Raw genomic sequence first — 25618 nt, 5'->3', positions numbered from 1 at the left:
GATAATCTATCTGACTATCAGTCCAAACTCACAAGCACCCACACGAATTGCTTGATTCAAATTGTTAAAGAGCGGTTGGCTGAGAAGCTTTCGTCTCAACCGAGGCGCGCATTCTACGCTGTCCTCGTTGCCTGTCAAGCGTTTATTTTGAAGTTCTTTTCGGGAAACCCTAACAACTTCAACCACTTGACTCGCTGCGATCTCTCGAAGCGGGAGGCGAATCATACAGCGTTACAACCTGCTGTCAACTGCCTTTTTTCACCGCTTCCGGTCGAGACCGGAGCACTTCCCGCTTCGTCCTGATTCACGCAACCTGTTGATTAACAAGGCGTTTATCGTTCCGTCTGCGTTGGAAGTGGTGCGCATTATAAGGGGATCTGAAAGCCCGTCAACCCCTTACAGCAAAAAACTTCAGCCGGCTTCCTGCGAGCCGACGGTTTGCCTTCTCGCGCCAGCCGACACTATATTGCCTGCCCTGTCTTGAAGAACGCCTTTCGCTCATGAGTCCCGCCCATACACCTCTTTCTCGTCTTCTACTCCCTATCGGCATGCTGGTGTTCGCCATGGTGTCGATCCAATCCGGCGCGACCCTGGCCAAATCCATGTTCCCGCTCGTAGGCGCGCAAGGCACGACGACGTTGCGCCTGTTCTTTGCGAGCCTGATCATGCTGGTGCTGCTTCGCCCCTGGCGCGCACGCCTGAACGCCAGCGCCTGGCGCAGCGTCATCATCTATGGCATCGCCCTGGGTGGCATGAACCTGCTCTTCTATATGGCCGTGCGCAGCATCCCGCTGGGCGTCGCCGTCGCTCTCGAGTTCACCGGCCCCCTGGCCGTCGCCCTGTTCGCCTCACGCCGCCTGGTCGACTACGTGTGGATCGTGCTGGCGGTAGCAGGCCTGTTCATGCTCATTCCCCTCGGCGCAGGCCAAGGCAGCATCGATGTGTCCGGGGCCGCTTGCGCCCTGGGTGCAGGAGCATGCTGGGCGCTGTACATTCTGTTCGGACAGCGCGCCGGCGCCGAGCATGGTGTGCAGAGCGCAGCGCTCGGGGTGGTCATCGCCACGCTTTTCGTGGCGCCCATCGGCATCGCCCATTCTGGCGCGGCGTTGCTGGACCTGTCCCTGGTCCCCGTGGCCTTGGCCGTGGCCGTCCTGTCCACGGCCCTGCCCTACAGCCTGGAAATGATCGCGCTGACGCGCATGCCGGCGCGCACCTTCGGGATTCTGATGAGCGTCGAGCCGGTCGTGGCCGCCTTGGCGGGCCTGGTCTTTCTGGGTGAGGTGCTCAGCAGCGTGCAATGGCTTGCGATCGGCGCCATCATCACCGCGTCCATTGGTGCAACCCTGACCACCAAGGCGTCTCCTGTCCCCCCGGTGGCCGCCGATTGACGGGCGATATTTGTCATTTGAAAGCCCGTGAGTCATTGTAGAACCCTGGCGGTCTATGCAAACGGTCACAAAGCCGTCATCTTCGAAGGCTCTACTGACCGCGCACGGACGCCCAGGTTTTTCAGAGAGAACGATCATCCACGAACTCCAGGCCACAGGTCGGGCTGGGTAAGGACAGGAATGAAGCGGATTGTTATCGTCTTGGCCATGCTGGCGATTGCCGGATGCGCTGCCACAGCCAAGACAGAAGTCAAACGCGGCAAGAAAGGCCTGCACATCAACTGCAGTGGCCTGTCATCCTCCTGGGACCGCTGCTATGACAGAGCGGCCACCGCGTGCAGCAAGAAAGGCTACCGGGTGGTTGCCCGCTCTGGTGATACCGATCAAGAAGAAGGCGACTATCTCTTCGGCATCAACCCAGCGGGCTACACCAGCCGCAGCATGATCGTCATCTGCAAGTAGCCGATCGTTCGACGACGCATTGCGACGCCGTCGAACCCCCCACCTGTCAGACAGCCTGCGTGCGCGTCTCTAGCCATTGGCGTGCAGCACCCTCGACCCACGGCAGCAATCGCTCTCGCACCTGCGCATGGTAGTCATTGAGCCATTGCCTTTGCGCCGCGTCGAGCCGTTCGATCATCAGGCAGCGCGTATCGATCGGGCAGAGCGTGAGGGTCTCGAATCTCAGGAACTGCCCGAAAGCGCTCTCCCCTGCCTCACGGTTGATCACCAGGTTCTCGATACGCACACCCCATTCGCCCGGCCTGTAGGTCCCTGGCTCGATCGACGTCACCATGCCTGGCAGCATCGCCATGTGCGCTGCGGCGCGCGCCTGATACGCGATGACCTGCGGGCCTTCGTGGACGTTGAGGAAATAACCCACGCCGTGGCCGGTGCCGTGGCCGTATTCGACTTGGTCAGCCCACAGCGGGGCCCGGGCGATGGCATCGAGCGCGGGCGAGAGGATGCCCCGTGGAAAGACTGCGCGCGACAGGGCAATGACCCCTTGCAGCACGCGTGTGCAGTCCAGCTTCTGCGCCTCGCTCGGACGACCGATCGGCACCATGCGCGTGATGTCCGTAGTGCCTCCCTTGTATTGCGCACCCGAATCGATCAGCAGCAGCCCGTCACCCTCGATCACCGCGTGAGCACGCTCGGTGGCTCGATAATGGGGCATGGCGCCATTGGCATTGAAGCCAGCGATGGTGGCGAAGCTTGGCGACACGAACCCGGGTCGCTTGCGTCTGGCGGCCAGGAGCTGGGCATCGACGTCGAGTTCGGTGACGCCGCCTCGGCCCACCTGCGCCTCGAACCAGGCAAAGAATTCGCACAACGCCGCGCCATCCTGCTCCATCGCCTGCCGAATCTGCAGGCGCTCGGCCTCTGTCTTGCAAGCCTTGGCCAGGGTGGTGGGGTTGAGCGCCTCGACCTGCTGCACGGCGTTGTCCAGTCCGTCCAGCCAGGCGCAGGTGACCTTGGCAGGATCGAACAGCAGGTGACTGCCTGCTGGCAACATCGTCAGCGCCTGCGCCGCCTGATCATAGTCCTGGAGCGTGACCCCATCATCATTCAGCCGCTGGCGTACGATCGGATCGAGCTTGCCGGGCGCGACGAACAGCACGGCCTGGGTATGCCCGATCAGTGCGAAGGACAGAAACACCGGATTGTAGGGCACATCACTGCCGCGCAGATTGAACAGCCAGGCAATGTCGTCGAGCGTCGCGAGGAAGTGCCAGTCCGCCCTGTGCGCCTGCATGGCCTGGCGAAGTGACGACAGCTTCTCCTGACGCGTGGTACAGGCTTCGGGCGGCAGGTGTTCGACGATCATCGCGTCTGGCAATGCCGGACGCTCGCACCAGGCCTTGTCGAACAGGTCATGATGGGTCATCAGGCTGGCCTGCCGCTGCGCCAGGCGGTAGCGCAACTGGCGCGCCAGGGCCAGCGACAGCGCCCGGCCATCCACCGCCACCACCTGGCCGGGCTCAGCGTGCGCCACGAGCCAGTCGAGCGCGTCCGGCTGGCCCGAGGTCCACTTCATCAAGGTCACGCCAGTGCCGAGCAATTCGCTCTGCGCCTGCTCCCAGTAACGGCTGTCCACCCACACACCGGCGAACGTATGGGTGACCACCAGCATCCCCACCGACCCGGTGAACCCTGACAACCAGCGACGAGCCTGCCAGTACTCAGGCAGGTATTCAGACAGGTGAGGGTCGGCCGACGGCACCAGCAGGGCCTGCACACCGCGTTGACTCATCAATTCACGAACACGTGCGAGCCGGGCGGGAATGACAGAAGAGGTGACAGCCTCGGTATTCATGCGTACTCCTGAGCCACGTCGAAAGGTCGGCCCACGATGATAACAGCCTGCGCGCTGTCGCACCGTGCGCTCGACCTGACAGAGCGAATGAACCTCACGTGCGCCACCGAGTCAGCACTGGGTAGCCTGCGCTGCGCGAAAAACGCGAGGCCACGGGTGCGAAGCCACCTCGCTTGAAATTAAATGTTATAAAAAACCCCATCACACCTACGTATTTACACGCTTGCCGTGTCGCTGGCGGGTTGGTGATGGCTGTCGCCACACGTATGATTCTGGCAAACCTTTTGCAGACTGGGACGCTATGTCTTTGATAGTGCTATTGCTCCTGCCCTTTATCGGCAGCTGCCTGGCGGCTGTCCTGCCGCACAATGCGCGCAACACCGAGTCCCTGCTGGCGGGTGCAGTCGCCCTGGCAGGCACGGTGTACGTGGCGCTGCTCTATCCGCAGATCGCCCATGGCGGCGTCATCCGCGAGGAGATCCTCTGGCTCCCCAGCCTGGGCATGAACCTGATGTTGCGCCTGGACGGCTTCGCCTGGCTGTTCGCCCTGCTGGTGCTGGGCATCGGCACGCTGGTGTCGCTGTACGCGCGCTACTACATGTCGCCTCAGGACCCGGTGCCGCGCTTCTTCGCGTTCTTCCTGGCGTTCATGGGCGCCATGCTCGGCGTGGTCATGTCCGGCAACCTGCTGCAGATGGTGTTCTTCTGGGAGCTGACCAGCCTGTTCTCGTTCTTGCTGATCGGCTACTGGCACCACCGTACCGATGCACGTCGCGGGGCCTACATGGCGCTGATGGTGACGGGCGCAGGAGGGCTGTGCCTGCTGGTGGGCGTGTTGTTGCTCGGGCACGTGGTCGGCAGCTACGACCTCGATCAGGTCCTGGCCTCCGGCGATCGCATTCGCCAGCATGCGCTGTACCCGGTCCTGTTGCCGCTCATCCTGCTGGGCGCCCTGACCAAGAGCGCGCAGTTCCCCTTCCAGTTCTGGTTGCCCCATGCCATGGCCGCCCCGACGCCGGTGTCGGCGTACCTGCATTCGGCGACCATGGTCAAGGCAGGCGTGTTTCTGATGGCGCGCCTGTGGCCAGCGCTGTCCGGCACCGAAGAGTGGTTCTGGATCGTCAGCGGTGCCGGTGCCTGTACCTTGCTGCTGGGTGCATTCGCGGCCATGTTCCAGAACGACCTGAAGGGTCTGCTGGCCTACTCGACCATCAGCCATCTTGGCCTGATCACGTTGCTGCTGGGGCTCAACAGCCCACTGGCGGCCGTCGCGGCAGTGTTCCACATCCTCAATCACGCGACGTTCAAGGCCTCCCTGTTCATGGCCGCCGGCATCATCGACCACGAGAGCGGTACGCGTGACATCCGCCGCCTCAGCGGGCTGTTCCGCCTGCTGCCCTACACCGCGACGCTCGCCATGGTCGCCAGTGCTTCCATGGCCGGTGTGCCCTTGATGAACGGGTTCCTGTCCAAGGAGATGTTCTTCGCTGAAACCGTGTTCATCAGCGCCACGGCCTGGGTGGAGATCGCCCTGCCGATCATCGCCACGCTGGCGGGAATCTTCAGCGTGACCTATGCCCTGCGCTTCACGGTCGACGTCTTCTTCGGCCCTCCTGCCGAAGACTTGCCCCACACGCCCCACGAACCCCCTCGCTGGATGCGCGCACCGGTCGAACTGCTGGTGCTCACGTGCCTGGTCGTCGGGATCTTCCCGGCGCAATCGGTCGGCCCCCTGCTGGCCGCCGCGGCCTTGCCGGTCGTCGGCGGGACCTTGCCCGAATACAGCCTGGCGATCTGGCATGGCTGGAACCTGCCCCTGGTCATGAGCCTGGTGGCCATGAGCCTCGGTGTGGTGCTGTACCTGGTGCTGCGCAAGCAGTTCCGACGCGGGCGCCTGGCGTACCCTCCCCTGATCGAGCGTTTCAACGGCAAACGCCTGTTCGAGCGCGGCCAGGTTCACCTGATGCTGCTGGCGCGGCATGTCGAGAACGCGCTGACCAGTCGGCGCCTGCAGATGCAACTGCTGATGGTGGTGATCGTCGCGTTCTTCGCCGGGCTCTTCCCTCTGCTCGACAGCGGTCTGACCTGGGGCGATCGACCGAAGATTCCGGGCTCGAGCGTTTTCGTGGCGCTCTGGTTGATCGCCATCGCCTGTGCGATCGGCGCCGCCTGGCAGGCCAAGTATCACCGTCTGGCGGCCCTGATCATGGTCGGGGTCTGCGGGCTGATGACCTGCATCACCTTCGTCTGGTTCTCCGCACCCGACCTGGCCCTCACGCAACTGGTGGTGGAAGTGGTGACCACGGTGCTGATCCTGTTGGGCCTGCGCTGGCTGCCGCGGCGCCTGGAAGGGGTGCCTCGCGCGACCACCCACATCGACCGTCCCCGCTTGCGGCGTCTGCGCGACCTCGTGCTGGCAGGGCTGGTCGGCGGCGGCATGGCGCTGATCTCCTATGCCATGCTCACCCGCCCCACGCCCAACGATATCTCCTCGTTCTACCTGAGCCGGGCCTTGCCCGAGGGCGGCGGCACCAACGTGGTCAACGTCATGCTGGTGGACTTCCGCGGCTTCGACACACTCGGCGAGATCACCGTGCTGGTCGCCGTCGCGCTGACGGTCTTCGCCTTGCTGCGTCGTTTCCGCCCGCCCAAGGAAAGCATGCAACTGCCGTCACAGCAGCGGCGCATGGCCCCAGACGTGGTCACCGACCTGGTGAACCCGCGCCAGGCTGCCGACACCGCCCTGGGCTTCATGATGGTGCCCGCGGTCCTGGTGCGCCTGCTCTTGCCGATGGCCCTGCTGGTCTCGATGTACCTGTTCATGCGCGGCCATAACCAGCCGGGTGGCGGGTTCGTGGCAGGCCTGGTGATGTCGGTGGCGTTCATCCTGCAATACATGGTGGCCGGTACCCAGTGGGTCGAGGCCCAGATGAGCCTGCGCCCACTACGCTGGATGGGCACCGGGTTGCTGTGCGCCACGCTGACGGGCGTCGGCGCCCTGCTGTTCGGCTACCCGTTCCTCACCACCCATACTGCCCACCTGCATCTGCCGGTGCTGGGGGAGGTGCACTTCGCCAGCGCGCTGTTCTTCGACGTCGGGGTCTACACGGTGGTGGTCGGCTCGACCCTGCTGATCCTGACCGCCCTCGCCCACCAGTCGGTACGCGCCTACCGCCCAGGGCTTACCGCCAAGTCCCGTCCTGCAGGAGCTCGTTGATGGAAGAAGTCATTGCCGTCGCCATCGGTGTCCTGGCCGCCTCGGGTGTCTGGCTCATCCTGCGGCCTCGCACCTACCAGGTCATCATGGGGCTCTGCCTGCTGTCCTACGGCGTCAACCTGTTCATCTTCAGCATGGGCAGCCTGTTCATCGGCAAGGAGCCCATCATCAAGGACGGCATCCCACAGGACCTGCTGCACTACACCGACCCGCTGCCCCAGGCGCTGGTGCTGACCGCCATCGTCATCAGCTTCGCCATGACGGCGCTGTTCCTGGTGGTGATGCTCGCCTCGCGCGGGCTGACCGGGACCGACCACGTCGATGGCCGGGAGCGCGAGGAATGAGCGACATGAACCCCCTCATCGTGGTACCTGTCCTGTTGCCGCTGCTGACCGCCGCACTGCTGCTGCTGATCGGTGAAAAGCATCGTCCCCTCAAGGCCCGCCTGAACCTGCTGTCGAGCCTGCTGGGCCTGGGCGTGGCCATGACGCTGCTCTTCTGGGTACGTGCACATGGGCAAGCCGAATCGATCGGGGTCTACCTGCCCGGCAACTGGCCCGCGCCCTTTGGCATCGTGCTGGTGGTGGACCACCTGTCGGCCCTGATGGCCACGTTGACCGGGGTGATCGCCGTGTGCGCGCTGCTGTTCGCACGTGCCCGCTGGGATGCGGCCGGCGCCAGCTTCCATGCTTTGTTCCAGATCCAGCTGATGGGACTGTACGGGGCCTTCCTGACCGGCGACCTGTTCAACCTGTTCGTGTTCTTCGAAGTGCTGCTGGCCGCGTCCTACGGGCTGCTGCTGCACGGCTCCGGACGTGCGCGGGTCAGGTCGGGGCTGCACTACATCGCCATCAACCTGTTCGCCTCGTCCCTGTTCCTGATCGGCGCCGCCATCCTGTACGGGGTAACGGGCACCCTCAATCTGGCCGACCTGGCAGTGAAGATTCCTCTGGTACCGGAGGCCGACCGTGGCCTGCTGCATGCCGGCGCAGCCATCCTGGCCACGGCCTTCCTGACCAAGGCCGGCGTCTGGCCGCTGAACTTCTGGCTGGTGCCGGCGTACGCGTCGGCGAGCGCACCCGTCGCGGCGCTGTTCGCCATCATGACCAAGGTGGGGCTGTACGCCGTGTTGCGCGTCTGGACGTTACTGTTCTCGTCCCAGGCCGGCGCCTCGGCCTTTTTCGGCGGCCAATGGCTGGTCTATGGCGGGCTGGCGACACTCGCCGTGGCGGCCGTCTCGATGCTGGCAGCGCAGCGCCTGGAACGCATGGCTGCTCTGAGCATTTTGGTCTCGGCAGGCACGTTGATCGCAGCCATCGGGTTCGGGCAGCCGATCCTGACCGGAAGCGCGCTGTTCTACCTGGTCAGCTCGACCCTGGCCCTGTGCGCCCTGTTCCTGCTGGCCGAGCTGATCGAGCGTTCGCGTTCGGTCAACGAGATGCCCCTGGACGAGGAAGAAGGACCGATTCCTGCGCTGCTCGAGTCGCTGCATCCGCCCAAGGGCATCAACCTGGACGATGAGCAGAAAGCCGTGATCGGCCAGGTCATCCCGTGGACGATGGCGTTCCTGGGCTTTGGCTTCATCGGCTGCTCACTGTTGATCATCGGCATGCCACCGCTGTCCGGGTTCATCGCCAAGCTCGGGCTGATCAGTGCCCTGTTCAACCCGGCAGGGCTCGGAATGCCCACCGAAACGCCCTTGACCGCCAGCGGCTGGATGCTGGTGATCCTGCTCATCCTGTCAGGCCTGGCATCGCTGATCGCCTTCGGCCGCATCGGCATCCAACGCTTCTGGAAGCCGGAGGAGCGCCCCTTGCCTGTCCTGAGGCGGTTCGAGTGCCTGCCCATCGCCATCCTGCTTGCACTGTGCATAGGCTTGAGCCTGAAGGCGGAGCCGCTACTGCGTTACACCCAGGACACGTCGGCGCAGTTGAGCGCCCCCGAGAACTACATCCATGCCGTCATGAGCACACGCCCGATCCCAGGCCCCACCTCGCTCGACACGGAGGCCACGCCATGAAGCGGCTGTTCCCTGCGCCTTTGCTTTCGCTGGCGTTGCTGGTGTTGTGGCTGATGCTCAACGTGTCGATCAGCCCTGGGCAGATTCTGCTCGGCGTGGCCTTGGGCGTACTGGCCCCTCTGCTGCTGGCGCCATTGCGTCCACAGCAGGCGCGCATTCGCCGTCCAGCGGTCATCCTGCGCTTGCTGGGCCGTGTCGGCCTGGACGTCATCCTGTCGAACCTGCAGGTCGCACGCGGCGTGCTGCGCATGCGCAGGCGCCCACCCCGTTCGGTGTTCATTCACGTGCCGCTGGATCTGCGCGACACCCATGGCCTGGCAGCGCTGTCGATGATCACCACCGTGGTGCCTGGCACCATCTGGTGCGAATTGGCCCTGGACCGCAGCATGCTGCTGATGCACGTGTTCGACCTGAGCATGGAAGAGACTGCGTTCGTCGAGCACTTCAAACGCATCTATGAACGCCCACTCATGGAGATCTTCGAATGATCGGCTTGCTGCCCGGCGCCCTGATCGTGACCCTGTTCATCTTCATCATCGCCATGGCACTGGCGCTGGTGAGGCTCTTCCGTGGTCCGTCCGCCCAAGACCGGGTGCTGGCGCTGGACTACCTGTACATCCTGGCGATGCTGACCATGCTGGTGCTGGGCATACGCTACGCGAGCGACACCTATTTCGAAGGTGCCTTGTTGATCGCGCTGTTCGGTTTCGTCGGCTCGTTCGCCCTGGGCAAGTTCCTGCTGCGTGGAGAAGTGATCGAATGAATGAAACCGCGGTACTGCCCTTCTGGCTCGACCTGACGATCTCGGCCCTGCTGGTCACCGGTAGCCTGTTCGCATTGATCGGTGCGTTCGGCCTGGTTCGGCTCAAGGACTACTTTCAGCGCATGCATCCACCTGCCCTGGCCTCAACCCTTGGTGCATGGTGCATCGCGCTCGCCTCGATCCTGTACTTTTCCTGGCTCAAGGAAGCGCCCGTATTGCATGCCTGGCTGATTCCCGTGCTGCTGTCGCTCACGGTTCCGGTCACCACCTTGCTGCTGGCCCGCGCCGCCCTGTTCCGCAAGCGCGCTGCCGGCGACGATGTGCCTGCGGAAATCAGCGACGGCGACCGCAGCGGCAACTGAGCGCAGCGTGCGGTCTTGACGCTGCATCGGCCTATTCGCTGGCCTTGAACGTCGTCAGCTCGCCCTTGCGCCATTTGGCGACCTTGCCGGTGACGGTCTTGAGCAGCTTGGCCAGGCCCTCGCGCACTTGCTCATGGGCGGCGAACACCAGCACGGCGGTGTGGGCCTCGCGAAATACGATACCTTCGCCGTCTGCAGTCGACACGAAGGCGTAATCGCCCACGCCATAGACACTCAGCTTGATATCACGAAAGCGTATGTCCAGCTTGCCACCGTCACGGCTGGGCAACACCGCCGCGCGGAAGTGATCGCCTACCTTCAGTTCCAATCGTTGCTTGTCATCGACCACCAGCGCACTCTCGGTGTCGATTTCCGCCATGTAGAGACCTTCGGCGTTCTGCTCGGTCACGTACACGTAACGCCCTTGAAACAGCTTGACCAGTTTGGCCCGCAAATCACCCAGCACGAAGAGTGCATGGGTATCCAGAGTACTGACTGCCAATGAACAATTCCTCACATCATGTCTATCCCGTGCTTCGCGAACAGACGGACGCGAAGCGACGGCGCTTCAATCGAAGATAAGGGGTCGGCGCCCAATCGTCTGTACATATCGGCAACAGCGGACGCAGGAAAAGGGACTGGTGCCAGCCACGTGTGACGCTGTTCGGACGGTCGGCGACGCCTGGGTCCGATGTCGTCTCGTATGACATCGCGACGGCCGAAAAAGCTGCACTCGCCAGGCATTCGAAGTGCATCCAAAGGGCCTGGTCGTCGACAAGGGGGAGAATATGCACGAAAACAGCGAAACACGTCGAGTGACTTCGGGGATTTCTTGTCCGCCGGGCATTCTTGGCGCTCTGACGGAACGCGCGCTTGCCCCAATGAGCCCCAGGATGACGTGGTTTGTGTCGTATTGCCCAGGTGGCCTGGGCGCATCGAGGTGCCTGCGCCCGCCTGAAGAAGCACCTGTGCCGGCTTGGTGCATTGCCCCTTGATCGATCAAGGCTTGGCGGCCACGCTTCATCCATCACCTGCCACGGTCGGGTCGTGCGGCAGGCAGCTTGCGAAAGGCGCGCCGCGGCGAATCAGATCTGACGCTGGTGACGATCGAGCTGCTCGTGCCGCTCCTGGGCTTCGATACAGTACTTGGTCGTGGGGCTGATCAGCAGACGCTGCAAGCCGATCGGCTCGCCGCTGTCGTCACACCACCCGAAACTTTCGTCCTGGATGCGGCCCAACGCCATTTCGAGCTGAGGCAACAGCCGTTGATCGCGCTCGATGGCGTTGACCAGCCAGTGACGCTCCTCTTCGACCGACGCCACGTCGGCCGGATCGGACGGCGTGTCGAGGCTTTCAATGGTGGTGCGGCTCTGCTCGATGCGCTCATGGGTATCGACTTTCATCGACTGCAGCAGCTCGGTGAAGAACGCGAGTTGCTCGGCGTTCATGTAGTCATCGGCCGGCATGGCCAGCAACTGTTCCTTGGTCATCGATTTCTCTATGAAAATACGTGCATTTAGGCATTGCGGATGCCATCGGGGACCGCGCCCCGACAGCGGAATGAGTGGAGCGCCGTGCAGCGCTCCTTTACAGGGGGCGGCAGTCTAAGACGCCACGTCGTGCCCGGCAACCGAAATGAGGTGTAAATCGACCGAAGTGGTCAGCGGCTGCCTGCGCCGATCAGCACCAGGCCTGCTTCCTGTCGTGATGGCAGCGTGACTCCACCCAGCCTTTTACCTACCAGGCGACCGCCCAAGGAAGTCGCCAAGGCACGGGGTGTGAGCGCCTACCGGTGCTTGAATGCCGGCTCGCGCTTGTCCATGAACGCCTGCATGCCTTCCTTCTGGTCGTCGGTGGCAAACGCTGCATGAAACACGCGTCGCTCGAACCGCACGCCTTCGCTGAGCGACACCTCGAAGGCGCGGTTGACGCACTCCTTGATCATCATGCTGACGGGGAGCGATTTGCTGGCGATGCGCTGGGCCGTCTCCAAAGCGTCTTCCAGCAGGCGGGCCTGCGGCACCACCCGTGCGACGAGACCTGCACGTTCGGCCTCCTCGGCGCCCATCAGTCGACCGGTCAGGCACAACTCCATGGCCTTGGCCTTGCCCACCGCACGGGTCAGCCGCTGTGTACCGCCCATGCCCGGCAATACGCCCAGGTTGATCTCAGGTTGTCCGAAACGCGCCGTGTCGGCCGCCAGGATGAAATCACACATCATCGCCAGTTCACAGCCGCCCCCCAGGGCGAAACCGCTGACCGCCGCCACGATGGGCTTGCGTCGGCTGGCGACTTTGTCGGACTCGCTGAACAGGTCGTCCAGGTAGATACGGGGATAGTCCAGCGTGGCCATTTCCTTGATGTCGGCCCCGGCCGCGAAGGCCTTGTCGGAGCCGGTCAGCACGATACAACCGATGTCTGGGTCACGTTCGAAACGCTCGAGCACCTGGTTGAGCTCTTCGATCAGTTGCGCATTCAAGGCGTTGAGCGCCTGGGGTCGGTTCAGGGTGATCAGGCCGACGCGGCCCTGGACCTCGACCAACACGGTGTCGAACGTCATGTGCAAAGCTCCTCTACAGGTTGCGCGCAATGACCATGCGCTGAATGTCGCTGGTGCCTTCGTAGATCTGGCACACCCGCACGTCTCGGTAGATGCGCGCCAGCGGGAAGTCATTCAGGTAACCGTAGCCGCCCAGGGTCTGCAAGGCATCGGAGCACACGCCCTCGGCCATTTCCGAAGCGAACAGCTTGGCCATCGAGGCTTCCGTGAGCGCCGGACGGCCTGCATCACGCAGGGCGGCGGCGTGCAGGACCATCTGCCGGGCCACGGCGATGCGCGTGGCCATGTCGGCCAGGCGAAAGGCGACGGCCTGGTGCTCGAACAGTGGCTTGCCGAAACTCTGGCGCTCGCGCGCATACTCGCGCGCCACCTCGAACGCCGCGCGTGCCATGCCCACGGACTGGGCCGCGATGCCAATGCGTCCCCCTTCGAGGTTGGCCAGCGCAATGCGGTAGCCTTCTCCTTCCTCGCCCAGCCGGTTGGCCACGGGCACACGCAGGTCCTCGAACACCAGATGGCAGGTGTCGGAGGCATGCTGGCCGAGTTTTTCCTCGACCCGGGCCACGGTATAACCCGGCGTGTCGGTCGGCACGATGAACGCGCTGATGCCGCGCTTGCCTGCGCTGGGGTCGGTGACCGCAAAGACGATGACCACACCGGCGTGCTGGCCTGAGGTGATGAATTGCTTGCTGCCATTGATCACGTAGTGATCGCCTTCGCGACGCGCGCGGGTCTTCAGGCTGCTGGCGTCCGATCCGGCGTGGGGCTCGGTCAGGGCGAAGGCGCCAATCATGGTGCCCTGAGCCAACGGTGTCAGGAAGCGCTGCTTCTGGTCCTCGTTGCCGAAGGCCAGAATCGGCACGCACCCTACCGAATTGTGGACGCTCATGATCGTCGAACAGGCACCGTCGCCAGCGGCCACTTCTTCGACCGCCATCGCGTAAGCCACATAGCCGGTGTCACTGCCACCCCATTGCTCGGGCACCAGCATGCCGAACAGGCCAAGTCCGGCCATTTCATCGATGGCCTCGCGCGGAAAGCGGTGCTCACGGTCCCAGTGTTCGGCGAAAGGCTTGAGGCGTTCTTGGGCAAAGTCGCGCACGGCCTCGGCAATCTGTTGTTGTTCTTCACTGAGCAGCATGGGGTTCACCTCGTCTCAATACAGGCATTCGACGGCCATGGCCGTAGCCTCGCCGCCACCGATGCAGATGGCCGCCACGCCGCGCCGCAAGCCGTTCTGGCGCAAGGCGGACAGCAAGGTGACCAGAATGCGTGCCCCCGAGGCGCCGATGGGGTGACCCAGGGCGCACGCACCGCCGTGGACATTGACCTTCTCGTGAGGAAGCTGCAGATGCTTCATGGTCGCCAGCGTGACCACCGCGAACGCTTCGTTGATCTCGAACAGGTCCACCTCCTCCAGCGTCCAGCCAGCGCGCTGCATCAGGGCACGCACGGCGCCGATCGGGGCCGTCGGAAACAGCGCAGGCGCGTCGGCGAAGGCCGCATGGCCGTGGATGACCGCCAGCGGCCGCAGGCCCAGACGTTCGGCCTGCGTGCGGCGCATCAGTACCAAGGCTGCGGCGCCGTCGGAAATGGAACTGGCGTTGGCGGCCGTGACGGTGCCGCCCTCACGGAAGGCGGGCCGCAGTTCAGGAATCTTTTCCAGGCGCGCCTTGGGCGGCTGCTCATCATGCTCGACGCGCTTGGTTCGTTTGCCATCGGGTGCCTCGAGCGCCACGATTTCCGCAGCGAAACGCCCTTGATCGATCGCTGCCTGGGCGCGTGTCAGCGAGGCGATGGCGAACGCATCCTGGTCCTGCCGGGTAAAGCCGTTGTCCTGGGCGCAGTCTTCGGCGAAGGTACCCATCAGCCGCCCGGTGTCGTAGGCATCCTCCAAGCCGTCCAGGAACATGTGGTCGAGCACCCGGCCATGCCCCATGCGATAGCCGGCGCGCGCCTTGTCCAGCAGGTACGGCGCGTTGCTCATGCTTTCCATGCCACCGGCGACGATGATGTCGGCACTGCCTGCCAGAAGCGTGTCATGCGCCAGCATGACGGCCTGCATGCCGGAGCCGCACATCTTGTTCAGCGTCGTACAGCTCGTGTGCCGTCCCAGTCCGGCACCCAATGCGGCCTGTCGCGCAGGCGCCTGGCCCTGACCGGCAGACAGCACGCACCCGAACAGCACCTGATCGACACTGTCCGGCGCCACGCTGGCGCGCTCGACGGCAGCACGGATCGCCGCCGCACCCAGTTGCGGCGCGGTCAACCCGCTCAAGTCGCCTTGAAGACTGCCCATGGGCGTGCGCACGGCGCTGACGATGACGATGGGATCGGTTTCTCGGTTCACGGTAAGGGCTCCTGAATGATTAGCGGGCTGCCATGCGCAAGGCGCCGTCGAGGCGGATCACCTCGCCGTTGAGCATGCGGTTCTCGATGATGTGACGCACCAGCGCCGCGTACTCGTCGGGCCGCCCCAAGCGTTGCGGAAAAGGCACGCCTGCGGCCAGCGACGCACGGACATCGTCAGGCATGCCGGCCATCATGGGCGTCTCGAAAATGCCGGGGGCAATGGTCATGACGCGGATGCCATGACGCGCCAGTTCGCGCGCCGCAGGCAAGGTCATGCTGGCCACCCCACCTTTGGAAGCGGCATAGGCAGCCTGGCCGATCTGCCCATCGCTGGCGGCGATGGACGCCGTGTTGATGATGACGCCCCGCTCGCCATCCTCGCCAGGTTCGCCTTGGGCCATGGCCTCGGCGACCAGCCGCAGCAGGTTGAAACTGCCGATCAGGTTGATGCCGATCACCCGCGAAAAGCTGTCGAGCCGATGCGGACCGTGCTTGCCGAGCACCTTTTCGGCACCGACGATGCCGGCGCAGTTGACCAGCCCCTGAAGACTGCCGAAGGCCTCCATCGCCGTGGCGATGGCCGCGCGAACCGCGTCCTCCTCGCTGACGTCGGCCACGGCGAAACGCACGCGATCACCCATCGCCTCGGCCTCACGCGACAGCGCCTGGGCATCGACGTCGATCAGCATGACCCTGGCACCGGCCTCGACGAGCATGCGCGCGGTCGCCGCTCCCAACCCGGACGCAGCGCCGCTGACGACGAAATGCTGGTGTTCGATCTGCATGGTGGGGACTCCGCTGGCGACTGATGAACGGATGGTCGCGCCAGCCTCGTCCCGAAACAATGGCCAAATCCGCCAATCACATTGACCGATTTGGCCAAAGCGCCTTCAGTGCTGCGGATGACGCGCGAGCGCCTCTTCGGTCAGTTGGAACGCGACGGCCTGAAACGCGGCCGCGCGCTCGCTCTCGAGTGTGCGCCAGCGCTCGTGGTACTGCTCGCTGGTCAACGTACTGGCCAGATCGTCGAGCGCGCTGCCGCGTGCCGCGAATGTCTCGCGTATGGCTGCGAAAGCGTCAGGATGACTCGCTTCCAGGTATTCCCGCCAAAACGATCGACGGCTCACGTTGTCCGCCAGTTCCCATGAACGTTCCGCGGTGCGAACCGTCTCCAGCGCCTCGTCGAGGTCGATCGTGCTCACGTTGGCAACCTGTTCGAACAGCATGTGCGCAGGCTGCGCAGGAAGATCCAGGTCAGCGGCAAGACGAATCCTGTAGGCCAGGCTCACTTCGATTTCATCGACGCCCCGCCCCGAAGCGGTACGCGCAGCGATATCGCCCCGGACGTGCTGATTGAGCCGGTCCAGGCGGAACAAGCGCCTGCCCAGGTTCAACAACATCTCCTCGCGCTGCGGCCCTGTGGCTCGGTGAGCGTCGGACACCAATACCTGAAGCCGCAGCTCGGCAAACTGGTCAGCGGCGCAATCGACGCACGTTCGTGGCTCGTTGGCGCGGGTGAAGATGGCTGCCCGCAGATCGCTATCGGCATCAATGCGCTCGAGCAATTGCCACACCTGCCCCTGCAGGGCTTCACGTGCCTGACGATAATCCGCCGAGTGGGTCAGTTCGCTCAGCAAGGCGATGAATCCCGATGCGTCAGGCAGGGCGCTGACCCGATCCCACAAGGCGATACGCTGCGCTTGGTCGGTCATGGACAACTCGCTCAACCACAGCGCACGGATGTTGTCTGTATCGCCAGGCATGCTCCAGTCCGGGCTTACGACCGCAGGGTCACGGGCAGCCAGCCGCAGCAGGTCCCAGCGCGCGAGTGGATTGTCATCGACCAAGAATGCGCGGCGGTAGTTGAACGGTGTGTCCAACAGCCCCGGTGGCAATGCCTGGATTCGATTGGATCGCAGGTTGACGTATTCAAGGTGCGTGCATTCCAGCAGACCTGCAGGCCATTCTCGTAGTTGTGCATGAGCGAGCAGTAGCGTACTCAGGCGCTCGCGTGGATTATGACGCCAGGTGAACTGTCTCAATGGGTTGTAACACAGGTCGAGAAGGCGCAAATTGGGCAAGCCGAACACAGGGTCGACGAGCGACTGTGAGTAGACGATACGGTTGTTCGACAAGCGCACGCTACGCAGCATGGTCAAACGAGCGATCCCGGCAGGGATCTGTGTCAATCGGTTGTCTGACAAATCCACGTGCTGCAGTGTCCCGAAGGCGTGCAGGAACGAATCCGGCACCTCGTCCAAGTCCATGTACCTGAGTGTCAGCTGCGTGACATGGCCCAGGTCGGTCCGCTCAGGTAATGCCGGCAGTGCCCCGACCGGGTACTCGCGAAGGTCCAGCAGCATGCCCTCGACGCGCCCGTCGGCTGCGAACACGGTAGGGCCTTGCAACCGCCAGCAACGCCGTAGAGCGGCGCTCATGCGACGACGCACGGCACGGAGCCTGAATTCGGAGGGCCTGGCCGCCCATGCACTCAAGGCTTCGTCAAAGTACTGGTAGTTGAGTTCCTGATTGAGGAGCAGGTCGAACGCCGTGCCTGGCGAGCGCATCAGCAGGTTCAGGTAACTCTCCACCTGTTGATCCGTGAACCCCCAGTACAGTCGACGTATCCGAATGCGTAGCAATTGCGCTGTGTTCTCACCGGCCCTGCGGCCGCTGAGCAGATAACCGACGCGACCATCGGGCAAGCGTTGGCCTGGATTGAACCACCCAGGCTCGGACGGCCACCCTGCGAGCCGACGACAGGATGCCGGTTCCGCCGGCAGATGATCGAGCAAGCGCTGCCTTAAATCCTCGGCAGCGGTAGGCCCATGACAGTCAAGTGCGGCGAGCTCCTGCGGCGTCAGCAAGGCGACCAATACCTGGAAAATCGTACGCGGCGGCGCTACCGACTGCTCGTGCGCCAGCCCGCGTTCGTCGTAGAGATGAACGCCATCGTCCTCGTGCACCATCACCCACGGCGTCTCGGAGGTCGTACCGGGATCGAGCCGTGCCAGCAGAATGCCGTCGCGGCCATCGCGAAGCTCCAGGTTGAGGCGTCTGGGCCAGCGCACGCGCCGCAACAGCGCCAGCACCAGCTCACCCGTCCCCTGGGCGTAGGTGTTGTGCAGGTACAGACCTGCCAGTGCCTTGTTCAACCGCGCCAGTTGCAACAAAGCGCGTGCCCGGGTAGCCCAACGCAATGGGAGACGCCGTTCTGCGACCGCGACCGCTCGCTCGGTATCGGTGGCGCTCTCCAGTACCGCCTGCACGTAGACACGCGGCAAGCCGGGAAAATCGCGCTCGACCAGCGCATGCAAAGGGTCGGAAGCGGGCTCGCCCGTCATCAGGTAGTCGAACAGACGAAGACGTATCCAGCCCTGCTCTTCGATCAACGCGTCGCGCAGCCCGGCCGTCTCGAGCTGCGCCAGCGCAGGGTGCGCCTGGCACCAGTGCCAGAGCTCGACATCGCCGGGAAGCTCCGCGCGGGCCACGTCGGCGTAGAAGGCCTCGACTCGCTGGTCCGCAGCGACCGCCTGGATCGCCCATTTCAAGTTGCACGGCGCATGACGGTGCTCGACCAACAGGCCGCGCAGCTCATCCTCGTCCATCGCCGCGATGCGTAGGATGCGCCTGGCGCGCTCAGGCGTCAGTGGCGGGTCATGAGGCCACAACGTGTCCAGCAGGTTCGCCGTGTCGCTCCACTCGAGCGGGCAATGGTCGCGCAAGCGCCAGGAACGTTCGCCGTCGAACTCCACCACCGGTTCGAACGCGCCCTCGCCGCGTGGATGCCTCAGCCGCCAACCGCCCCCGGATTCAGGCTGGTGGATTCGATAGAAGCGGCCTTCGAGGCGAATCCAGTCGCGCGCGCCGTCACTGAAGCGGCCATCGTCCTGCAGCGCGGCATTGTCCGGCTGCTCGATGAAAGGCTCCAGGTCCCTGTGCCACAACAGTCGTCGCCCTTGTGACGTGCACACAGGCTCCAGCGCATCGACGAAGGCGCTTCGCGTGAAGCCCCGCGCAATGACACCGACGCCGACGGCTGTCGCAGCCGTGATCGCCACGGTTTCCGCTACACCCAACAGGTGCTGGAGCGCTTCATGCCGATGTCCACGCCGCCAATGCGCGATGCCTTCATAAACGTCGGACGCTATCTGCACGACCAGTTGCGCCAACAGAACGGCACCAATGGCTGGCACGAACAGACCCGCCAGGTTGAGCAGGTCCAGCCCAAGCGTCTCCCAGCGGTCCAGGCGCGCTTTCGCCGCGACACTGTCGGCATCGGCACTGCTGACCAGCAGAACCGCGGCGTCCGCCTTGACACGTTGCACCTGCTGCGCCGCCAGATGGTCGAACAGGCTCCCGCCGACGGTAGGGCCGTCGAGCTCCAGATCGCTGTACTGATCCGTCAGGCGCACCGTCAACCGCTCGAGAAACTCGGCACGCTGCGCCAGTTCGACGCCCTGGCTGAAGCGACGTCGGTAGGCTGGCGCCTTCAGCGAGGCGGCCAAGGCTGCATTCATGGCCTCCCAGCTGGTGAAACGGCGCAGTGGCTGGTCCGTCTCGGTAGGAACGTACAACACCACGCCATGATGCGCCCCTTCGGCCCCACGCAATTGAATGGCCAAGGCATCCTCGATCGACGCACCCAGCACCGTGAACGCTCCTGGATAGGCCGTGACGGCATGCTCATCGACCGGCGTCGGTGCGCCCATCAGTCGCTGCAACGCGGCCGCCTCATCGCCCGTGAGCCGTCCTTGCAACAGCGCCATCTGCACGCACAGTGCGAAGGCGGCGCGCTTGTCCTCGGCAAGCGCATGCTGCGCCTCGGACGTGAAAAACGCGTTCAGGTGCGCCTGGTACTGCGCCCCCAGGTCCAGGGCACGAACGGCGGCGGCACATGCATCGGCATCACCCGACAGGATGCGATCCTCCCCCTTGCGCGCCAGCCCAGTGCCTGCGTAGAAGGTGGCGCTCTCGTGGAAGTTCTGCATCAGCCGCAACAAGGCAGGTTGACGCAGCACAGTGAGCGTGTCGGTCGGTAAGCCAATACCCAACGGGGGCCTGAAAGCCCGTCGCACCTCGCACCACTCGAGGTCTGCCAGCGCGGCAGATTCGGACAGATGCGCCGTCACGGCCGCACTCACATGCGTTTCGGCGAAGCGGTCGATCGGGGTCAGCGCGGCCAGGCGCTCCTGCACGCGGTGCTGAGCCGTGTGGTGCGCCGCGAACAGGTCGCGTAACAGGTTGATCTGCGCAGGCGTCGCCTTGCGCAACCATTCAGGCAGGCGATCACGAATGAAATGATCGGTCGCATGCTGGATTTTCTCGGCGGTGCCCGGCGTGGGCGCGATGGGGACAGGCGAGAGTACGGAGAGAATGGACATCGAGGCACTCCTTCTGGGTAGGAGCCGCCACCGTCGACTACGGCTTGAGTGGATGGCAGACGGAAGCGGTTGCCAACCCGACGAGAGGCATTCTACTTACCGCATCCCTTCACAGTGTGTCGGTCGACAAGCGCTCACGTGGCGCAGGCCAGAGCCCGGTACTGCCCCGGGTTGCACCCGAACCACTTGCGAAAGGCCTTGTAGAACGAGCTGGCGTCCGCAAACCCGAGGCGCTCGGCCAGGTCGCTCATGCCCTGCCGCCCTTCACCCAACCAGGCGATCGCCAGTTCACGCCGAACGCTGTCCTTGAGGCTCTGGAACGAAGTACCTTCTTCGGCCAGTCGGCGGCGCAAGGTGGACGCAGACAAATACAGCTCGCGGGCCACCGCATCGGCATCTGGCCAGCGAGCGGGCTCGAGCTGCAGCAGTTGGCGACGCAGCCGGCGACTCAGGCTGTCCGGATCCCGGTATTTGACCAGGATATTGCCAGGCGCCTGGGCCAGGAACTGTTTCAACTCCGCCGTTCCACGACGAATGCCGGCTTCCAGGCCGTTATCGGCGATGAGCATGCGTGAGTGGGGCCGCTCGAACCGCAGGTTCTCGGAAAACATCACCCGATAGTCCTCGCAGAACGACGGCTCGGCACAGCGCAGGTCGATGGCCATGATCGGCAAGCGACGCCCTGCCAGCCAGCACAGTACACCGTGAATGAACATCCAGAGCGTGAAGTAGGTGAAGGCTCGCCGGGGTGTGGCCAATGGCTCGCCGAGCACGATTTCGACCACCCCGGCGTGGCGCACCAGGTGTGGACGCAGATCGGCCAGCATCAGCCGGAGGAACGCCAGAAGGGTATCGAGCCCCTCCCCCAGCGTTGGTTGGGCCATGCTGGCTCGACAGATGAACGCCAGGCTGCCATGGCGCAAACCGCGGCGATCCATGCCGAAGAACTCGTCGTCGCCTTGCCGAGCCAGCAGACGCCACAGGCTCGAGTAGGCCTGCACCGACACGCGCGCGGTCGAACGCTCGAGCGACGCAGGGTCGATACCGGCCTGCTGCAGCAGCGCATCGACGGACATGTGTGCGGTGCAGGCCTGTTGCAGCGCCTCACGGACCAGATGGATCGAAATGGTGTCTTTGTCGCTCATGGACACGGTTCAGGCCTGTACCCGTGGGGTGTGCACGCCGACACGCCGATCACGCAGCGTGAGTGCGCTTCACCCATTGGGCGAACGTGTCGATGAAGCCCTGCAGGAAGGGACGCGTTTTCTCGCTCAGGTTGTCCTGTTCGTCGAACAGATCGGCCACCCCACCGATGTAGGCCTCCGGCATCTGCATGCACGGCATGTCGAGAAAGACCAAGGCCTGACGCACGTTGTGGTTGGCACCGAAACCGCCGAGACCGCCTGGCGATGCACTTACCACGGCGCTCGGCTTGCCGTTCCAGGCACTGTCGCCATAGGGGCGCGAGCCGACGTCGAGGGCGTTCTTCAGGGCGCCGGTCATGGTGCGGTTGTATTCGGGCGTCACGAACAGCACCGCGTCGCTGGCCTTGACCGCCTGGCGAAACGCCGTCCAGGCCTCGGGCGCCTGGGCTTCGAGGTCTTCGTTGTACAAGGGAAGATCACCGATCTCCACGATCTTCAACGCCAGACTGGCGGGCGCCAGCGACGCCAACGCCTTGGCCACCTTGCGGTTGTAGGAAGCCTTGCGCAAGCTGCCGACGATCACTGCTACCGAGTACACCTGGCTCATGGACTGACACCTCTATGAACGGAAGGAAAGAAGTCGTTATAGCTGACCGCCCTGCACCTGCTTAAGTTTTTTTCCACCGCTGGAAAACTTCCCGCGCCGCCCGAGGGTCTATCGCTGCAGAAATTCAATTTATCTCGTAGAGGTTGTACGCTAAATGGCAGCAGTACTGGTCGGTCGGTTCCATGCACGGGACGCCGAAGGACGTATCTACCCAGTCCATCAATTCGAGGAGGCGCCTGCAGCCGTGGAAGGTGCTGCGGCCTCGTCGCCGGTGACCGTCTACCGTCTGGCAATCGGCGACCGCGTCAACCACTTGGGCGATGACCGTTTCGAACTGGCGCAGACAGGGGTCGAGCTGATCCGCGTGCCCTGACAAGGGGCCGCTCCCTGCGGCCCTGCCCCCGCTTCACCGCCTGCCCGAACGACGCAACGCGTCACCCCATCAGCGTCTGCCAGATCGCCGGCCCACCGGCCGCCTTGGCGATGGCGTCCAGCCGCGCCACGTGCGCCTGCTCCTCGTCCGCCGTTGCCCGAATGATCGGGCCTGGCACGCGATCGGCCGGCAGGCGACGAACCTCGGTAGCCCTGCCCTGCTGACCTGAAGCGTCGTCTTCGTTGCCATGCCCGGCCAGGGACAGGCTGGTCTGGCCACCGGTCATCGCCAGATAGACATCGGCCAGCAATTCCGAGTCGAGCAAGGCGCCATGCAATTCGCGCCCGGAGTTGTCGATGCCATAGCGTTTGCACAACGCGTCGAGGCTGTTGCGCTGCCCGGGGTGACGCGAACGCGCCATCATCAAGGTGTCGAGAATGCTGCAGTGCCGGCTGATGTCAGCGCGCTCCTGCTGCCCCGACAGGGCGAACTCGTTGTTGATGAAGCCTACGTCGAACGCCGCGTTGTGGATGACCAGCTGGGCACCCTGGATGAAGTCGAAGAATTCGTCGGCGACCTCGGCGAAGCGCGGCTTGCCGACCAGGAAGGCATCGGTGATGCCGTGCACGCCGATGGCGCCTTCGTCACTGTCGCGATCAGGCTGCAGATAGACATGGAAGTGGCGTCCGGTCAGGCGGCGACCGATGATCTCGACGCACCCGATCTCGATGATGCGGTGGCCATCGCCGACCGGCATACCGGTGGTCTCGGTGTCGAGAACCACCAACCTGCTCAACTGCTGTTCCACTGTAAGGCCTCCGTCGGCTGCAAGGAATAGAATCAGGAGGCGGCGTGACGCCGTGCACGCACTTCGTCGACGCCGCGGTTGGCCAACTGGTCGGCGCGCTCGTTGCCTTCGTGGCCAATGTGACCGCGCACCCACTTCCAGGTCACCTGGTGACGGTTGACCTGCTCGTCCAGCAGCTTCCACAGGTCGGCGTTCTTCACCGGCTCCTTGGCCGCCGTCTTCCAGCCGCGCTTCTTCCAGTTGGTCATCCACTCGGTGATGCCCTTCATCACGTACTGCGAGTCGGTAACCAGCAGCACCGCGCACTCGCGCTTGAGCGCCATCAGGCCCTGGATGGCGGCCATCAGCTCCATGCGGTTGTTGGTGGTGTTGGGTTCGCCGCCCCAGAGTTCCTTCTCGGCGCCTTTGTAGACCATCAGCACGCCCCAGCCACCTGGGCCCGGGTTGCCCTTGCAGGCGCCATCGGTGTAGATCTCGATGCTATCGCTCATGTACCGCTCAGTGTTCGATTGAAAAGTCAGGACCGTGGCCTGGTCAAGGCTCGCTGGAGCGGCGATTGGCCTTGGCCAACGGCAGGGGCAGCAGCGTGCCCATGGGTTCGCGCCGTGGTCGGCACAAGGGCCGCAGACCACTCACCATCTTGCGTGCGATGAGCAGGTAGACACCACCGCCAGCACATTGCCAGCCTCCAGCAGTGCGTTCCCAGCCCGCCAGCCGGTGCTGCCAGGCCGCCGAGGCGAGCGGCGGACGATAACACCCGAAGCGCCGTTTCTCCAGCGCGAACCCCAGCAGGCCCAGCCAGTCGGCGACCCGCGAAGGGGAAATGCAACGGGCGCGCCGCAAGGCGCCACGGGCGAACAGGTGGCCTGCGCCCCAGGCGCTCCACGGGTTGATCCCGACGATCAGCATGTGGCCACCCGGGCGCACGGCCTGCGCCGCCTCCCGCAGCAGGCCGTGAGGCGAAAGGCTGAAATCCAGCCCGTGCTGCAGCACGACCAGGTCGGCGGCATGCTCGCCCAGTGGCCAGGCCTGCTCTTCGCAGACGATGTCTACGCCAGGGAACGGTGCGCCCAGGCACACGTTGCGCTGGATCCGCGATGCGCCGGGGGAAGGCTCGGCGCAGGGCCCGTAATGAATGGAAAAGCCACCGAAGTAGCGGGTCAGCTCGTCATCGAGCAATCGCTGCTCTTCGCGCAACATCAATTGCCCTTGCGGCCCCTCGAACCAGTCGCGCGCCATCGCGATCAGCTCGATCCACTCGCGGTCGGCCTGGGCAAATGCCTGGTCGGTCATGGTGATCTCCTCGGATCGGTTGTCAGGTCTGGCCTCGTGTGAAGGCGCCAGCGCCGCACGGGTCGACCAGAGCCTGGCCGTCGCCCCTTCGATCACCCGGCAAACTTGGCGGTGCCTTCGACGGTCCATAAGATGACTGCCCTGCCCACCGTCAGGCGAATCGGACCTTGCTCATGATACAGATCGATGCGTTACCTGCTTTCTCGGACAACTATATCTGGCTGTTACAGGATACGGACACGCGCCGATGCGCGGTGGTCGATCCGGGGGACGCCCAGCCGGTCCTCGACTGGCTCGAGGCGCACCCTGGGTGGACATTGACGTCCATCCTGATCACCCACCATCACCACGACCATGTCGGCGGCGTCGAGCGCCTCAAGCAGGCCACCGGCGCTCAGGTCAGCGGGCCGGCCAGAGAAACGATCCCGGCGCGCGATCGCGGGCTGGTCGAAGGCGACCGTGTCGAGGCCCTGGGGCTGACGTTCACGGTCATCGAAGTGCCAGGCCACACCTTGGGCCATATCGCCCTGCACGCCGTCAACGGCCAGACGCCCATTCTGTTCAGCGGCGACACCCTGTTCGCCGGTGGTTGCGGGCGGCTGTTCGAAGGCACACCGGCCCAGATGCATGCCTCGCTCGAGCGCCTGGCCGCCCTGCCAGACGCCACGCAGGTGTATTGCGCCCATGAGTACACCTTGAGCAACCTGCGCTTCGCCCAGGCCGTGGAACCCGAAAATCCGGCCATTGCCGCCCGCCTGGCGGAGGTCGAGCAGTGGCGGGCTGTCGGCCGTATCACACTGCCTTCGACGCTCGCGCTCGAGCGGTCGACCAACCCCTTCCTGCGCTGCGCTGAAACATCTGTTAAACAAAAAGCGGACGAACGGGGCGCGATGGCCGGTGGCGATGCGAGCACCGTGTTTGCTGCCCTGAGGCGCTGGAAAGACAGCTTCTGAAAGCCTCAAGTTCCATCGGGTTATTGGTCAAAGGTTGACCAGACGGGACGCGGTTCCTAGAATCGCCGAAATTTTT

Annotated in this window: 23 protein-coding genes and 1 pseudogene; 11 read left to right on the top strand and 13 right to left on the bottom strand. The window is 64.2% G+C overall.

Going from position 1 to position 25618, the window contains the following annotated elements; genetic code table 11:
• From G7Z99_RS19720 to G7Z99_RS01760, 3 genes and pseudogenes are all read left to right on the top strand, one after another.
• Positions 1 to 303 (top strand): annotated as a pseudogene (locus G7Z99_RS19720) (hypothetical protein); the annotation flags it as partial.
• 197 nt (positions 304 to 500) lie between these two features.
• Positions 501 to 1388: a threonine/homoserine exporter RhtA gene (gene rhtA, locus G7Z99_RS01765; RefSeq protein ID WP_181091453.1), complete on the top strand. Its 888-nt coding sequence runs from the start codon at positions 501 to 503 to the stop codon at positions 1386 to 1388.
• 180 nt (positions 1389 to 1568) lie between these two features.
• Positions 1569 to 1850, top strand: a complete 282-nt coding sequence (locus G7Z99_RS01760; protein ID WP_060393318.1) for a hypothetical protein — start codon at positions 1569 to 1571, stop codon at positions 1848 to 1850.
• Between the two features lie 46 nt (positions 1851 to 1896).
• Here G7Z99_RS01760 and G7Z99_RS01755 read toward each other — a convergent pair whose 3' ends face one another.
• On the bottom strand, positions 1897 to 3705 hold the full coding sequence (locus G7Z99_RS01755) for an aminopeptidase P family protein (protein WP_181091451.1): 1809 nt from the start codon (positions 3703 to 3705) through the stop codon (positions 1897 to 1899).
• 301 nt (positions 3706 to 4006) lie between these two features.
• On the opposite strand from G7Z99_RS01755, the gene G7Z99_RS01750 reads away from it, so the two are divergent.
• The 6 genes from G7Z99_RS01750 to G7Z99_RS01725 are packed head-to-tail and all read left to right on the top strand — an operon-like array spanning position 4007 to position 10067.
• Positions 4007 to 6922 carry a monovalent cation/H+ antiporter subunit A gene (locus G7Z99_RS01750; RefSeq protein WP_181091449.1) on the top strand — a complete coding sequence of 972 codons (2916 nt, stop codon included), beginning with the start codon at positions 4007 to 4009 and terminating at the stop codon, positions 6920 to 6922.
• On the top strand, positions 6922 to 7266 hold the full coding sequence (locus G7Z99_RS01745; RefSeq protein ID WP_060393315.1) for a Na+/H+ antiporter subunit C: 345 nt from the start codon (positions 6922 to 6924) through the stop codon (positions 7264 to 7266). Before G7Z99_RS01750 ends, G7Z99_RS01745 begins: the two co-directional genes overlap by 1 nt.
• Positions 7263 to 8942, top strand: coding sequence for a monovalent cation/H+ antiporter subunit D (locus tag G7Z99_RS01740; RefSeq protein ID WP_181091446.1), 1680 nt, complete (start codon positions 7263 to 7265; stop codon positions 8940 to 8942). The genes G7Z99_RS01745 and G7Z99_RS01740 overlap by 4 nt, the downstream gene beginning before the upstream one ends.
• Positions 8939 to 9430: a Na+/H+ antiporter subunit E gene (locus tag G7Z99_RS01735; RefSeq protein ID WP_181091444.1), complete on the top strand. Its 492-nt coding sequence runs from the start codon at positions 8939 to 8941 to the stop codon at positions 9428 to 9430. The genes G7Z99_RS01740 and G7Z99_RS01735 overlap by 4 nt, the downstream gene beginning before the upstream one ends.
• Entirely contained in the window at positions 9427 to 9705 is a 279-nt protein-coding gene (locus G7Z99_RS01730; RefSeq protein ID WP_181091442.1) for a K+/H+ antiporter subunit F, read from the top strand. Before G7Z99_RS01735 ends, G7Z99_RS01730 begins: the two co-directional genes overlap by 4 nt.
• A complete protein-coding gene (locus G7Z99_RS01725) occupies positions 9702 to 10067 on the top strand; it encodes a Na+/H+ antiporter subunit G (RefSeq protein ID WP_181091440.1) in 366 nt (121 codons plus the stop codon). Before G7Z99_RS01730 ends, G7Z99_RS01725 begins: the two co-directional genes overlap by 4 nt.
• A 31-nt stretch (positions 10068 to 10098) precedes the next feature.
• Here the strand turns inward: G7Z99_RS01725 and G7Z99_RS01720 are convergent, their stop codons facing one another.
• From G7Z99_RS01720 to G7Z99_RS01680, 9 genes are all read right to left on the bottom strand, one after another.
• Positions 10099 to 10569 carry a hypothetical protein gene (locus G7Z99_RS01720; RefSeq protein WP_181091438.1) on the bottom strand — a complete coding sequence of 157 codons (471 nt, stop codon included), beginning with the start codon at positions 10567 to 10569 and terminating at the stop codon, positions 10099 to 10101.
• A gap of 583 nt (positions 10570 to 11152) precedes the next feature.
• On the bottom strand, positions 11153 to 11557 hold the full coding sequence (locus tag G7Z99_RS01715) for a TraR/DksA family transcriptional regulator (protein ID WP_181091436.1): 405 nt from the start codon (positions 11555 to 11557) through the stop codon (positions 11153 to 11155).
• A 296-nt stretch (positions 11558 to 11853) separates the two neighbouring features.
• Positions 11854 to 12627 carry an enoyl-CoA hydratase gene (locus G7Z99_RS01710; protein WP_181091435.1) on the bottom strand — a complete coding sequence of 258 codons (774 nt, stop codon included), beginning with the start codon at positions 12625 to 12627 and terminating at the stop codon, positions 11854 to 11856.
• Between the two features lie 13 nt (positions 12628 to 12640).
• The gene (locus G7Z99_RS01705; protein ID WP_181091434.1) at positions 12641 to 13768 is read right to left on the bottom strand and encodes an acyl-CoA dehydrogenase; all 1128 of its coding nucleotides are present in this window, start codon (positions 13766 to 13768) and stop codon (positions 12641 to 12643) included.
• A gap of 15 nt (positions 13769 to 13783) precedes the next feature.
• A complete protein-coding gene (locus G7Z99_RS01700) occupies positions 13784 to 14977 on the bottom strand; it encodes an acetyl-CoA C-acyltransferase (protein ID WP_181091432.1) in 1194 nt (397 codons plus the stop codon).
• A gap of 19 nt (positions 14978 to 14996) precedes the next feature.
• Positions 14997 to 15764 carry a 3-hydroxyacyl-CoA dehydrogenase gene (locus G7Z99_RS01695; protein WP_181091430.1) on the bottom strand — a complete coding sequence of 256 codons (768 nt, stop codon included), beginning with the start codon at positions 15762 to 15764 and terminating at the stop codon, positions 14997 to 14999.
• A 105-nt stretch (positions 15765 to 15869) separates the two neighbouring features.
• Positions 15870 to 20363, bottom strand: coding sequence for an NEL-type E3 ubiquitin ligase domain-containing protein (locus G7Z99_RS01690; protein WP_181091428.1), 4494 nt, complete (start codon positions 20361 to 20363; stop codon positions 15870 to 15872).
• Between the two features lie 134 nt (positions 20364 to 20497).
• Positions 20498 to 21508, bottom strand: coding sequence for an AraC family transcriptional regulator (locus G7Z99_RS01685; protein WP_181091426.1), 1011 nt, complete (start codon positions 21506 to 21508; stop codon positions 20498 to 20500).
• A 49-nt stretch (positions 21509 to 21557) separates the two neighbouring features.
• A complete protein-coding gene (locus G7Z99_RS01680) occupies positions 21558 to 22115 on the bottom strand; it encodes an NADPH-dependent FMN reductase (protein WP_181091424.1) in 558 nt (185 codons plus the stop codon).
• A 154-nt stretch (positions 22116 to 22269) separates the two neighbouring features.
• On the opposite strand from G7Z99_RS01680, the gene G7Z99_RS01675 reads away from it, so the two are divergent.
• Positions 22270 to 22488 carry a hypothetical protein gene (locus tag G7Z99_RS01675; protein ID WP_181091422.1) on the top strand — a complete coding sequence of 73 codons (219 nt, stop codon included), beginning with the start codon at positions 22270 to 22272 and terminating at the stop codon, positions 22486 to 22488.
• A gap of 61 nt (positions 22489 to 22549) precedes the next feature.
• Here G7Z99_RS01675 and dnaQ read toward each other — a convergent pair whose 3' ends face one another.
• The 3 genes from dnaQ to G7Z99_RS01660 are packed head-to-tail and all read right to left on the bottom strand — an operon-like array spanning position 22550 to position 24589.
• Positions 22550 to 23284 (bottom strand): DNA polymerase III subunit epsilon, encoded by a 735-nt coding sequence (gene dnaQ / locus G7Z99_RS01670; protein WP_258196914.1) that lies wholly within the window; start codon positions 23282 to 23284, stop codon positions 22550 to 22552.
• A 44-nt stretch (positions 23285 to 23328) separates the two neighbouring features.
• Positions 23329 to 23787, bottom strand: a complete 459-nt coding sequence (gene rnhA, locus G7Z99_RS01665; protein ID WP_181091418.1) for a ribonuclease HI — start codon at positions 23785 to 23787, stop codon at positions 23329 to 23331.
• Between the two features lie 43 nt (positions 23788 to 23830).
• Entirely contained in the window at positions 23831 to 24589 is a 759-nt protein-coding gene (locus G7Z99_RS01660; protein ID WP_181091416.1) for a methyltransferase domain-containing protein, read from the bottom strand.
• A 173-nt stretch (positions 24590 to 24762) separates the two neighbouring features.
• Between G7Z99_RS01660 and gloB the strand changes: the two genes are divergently transcribed.
• A complete protein-coding gene (gene gloB, locus G7Z99_RS01655; RefSeq protein ID WP_181091414.1) occupies positions 24763 to 25542 on the top strand; it encodes a hydroxyacylglutathione hydrolase in 780 nt (259 codons plus the stop codon).
• Positions 25543 to 25618: the final 76 nt, after the last annotated feature.

Origin of the sequence: Pseudomonas entomophila, assembly GCF_013523165.1 — a bacterium.
Lineage (GTDB): Bacteria > Pseudomonadota > Gammaproteobacteria > Pseudomonadales > Pseudomonadaceae > Aquipseudomonas > Aquipseudomonas entomophila_A.
The sequence above is the reverse complement of the archived record's forward strand: the minus strand, read 5'-3'. Positions and strand labels throughout refer to the sequence as shown.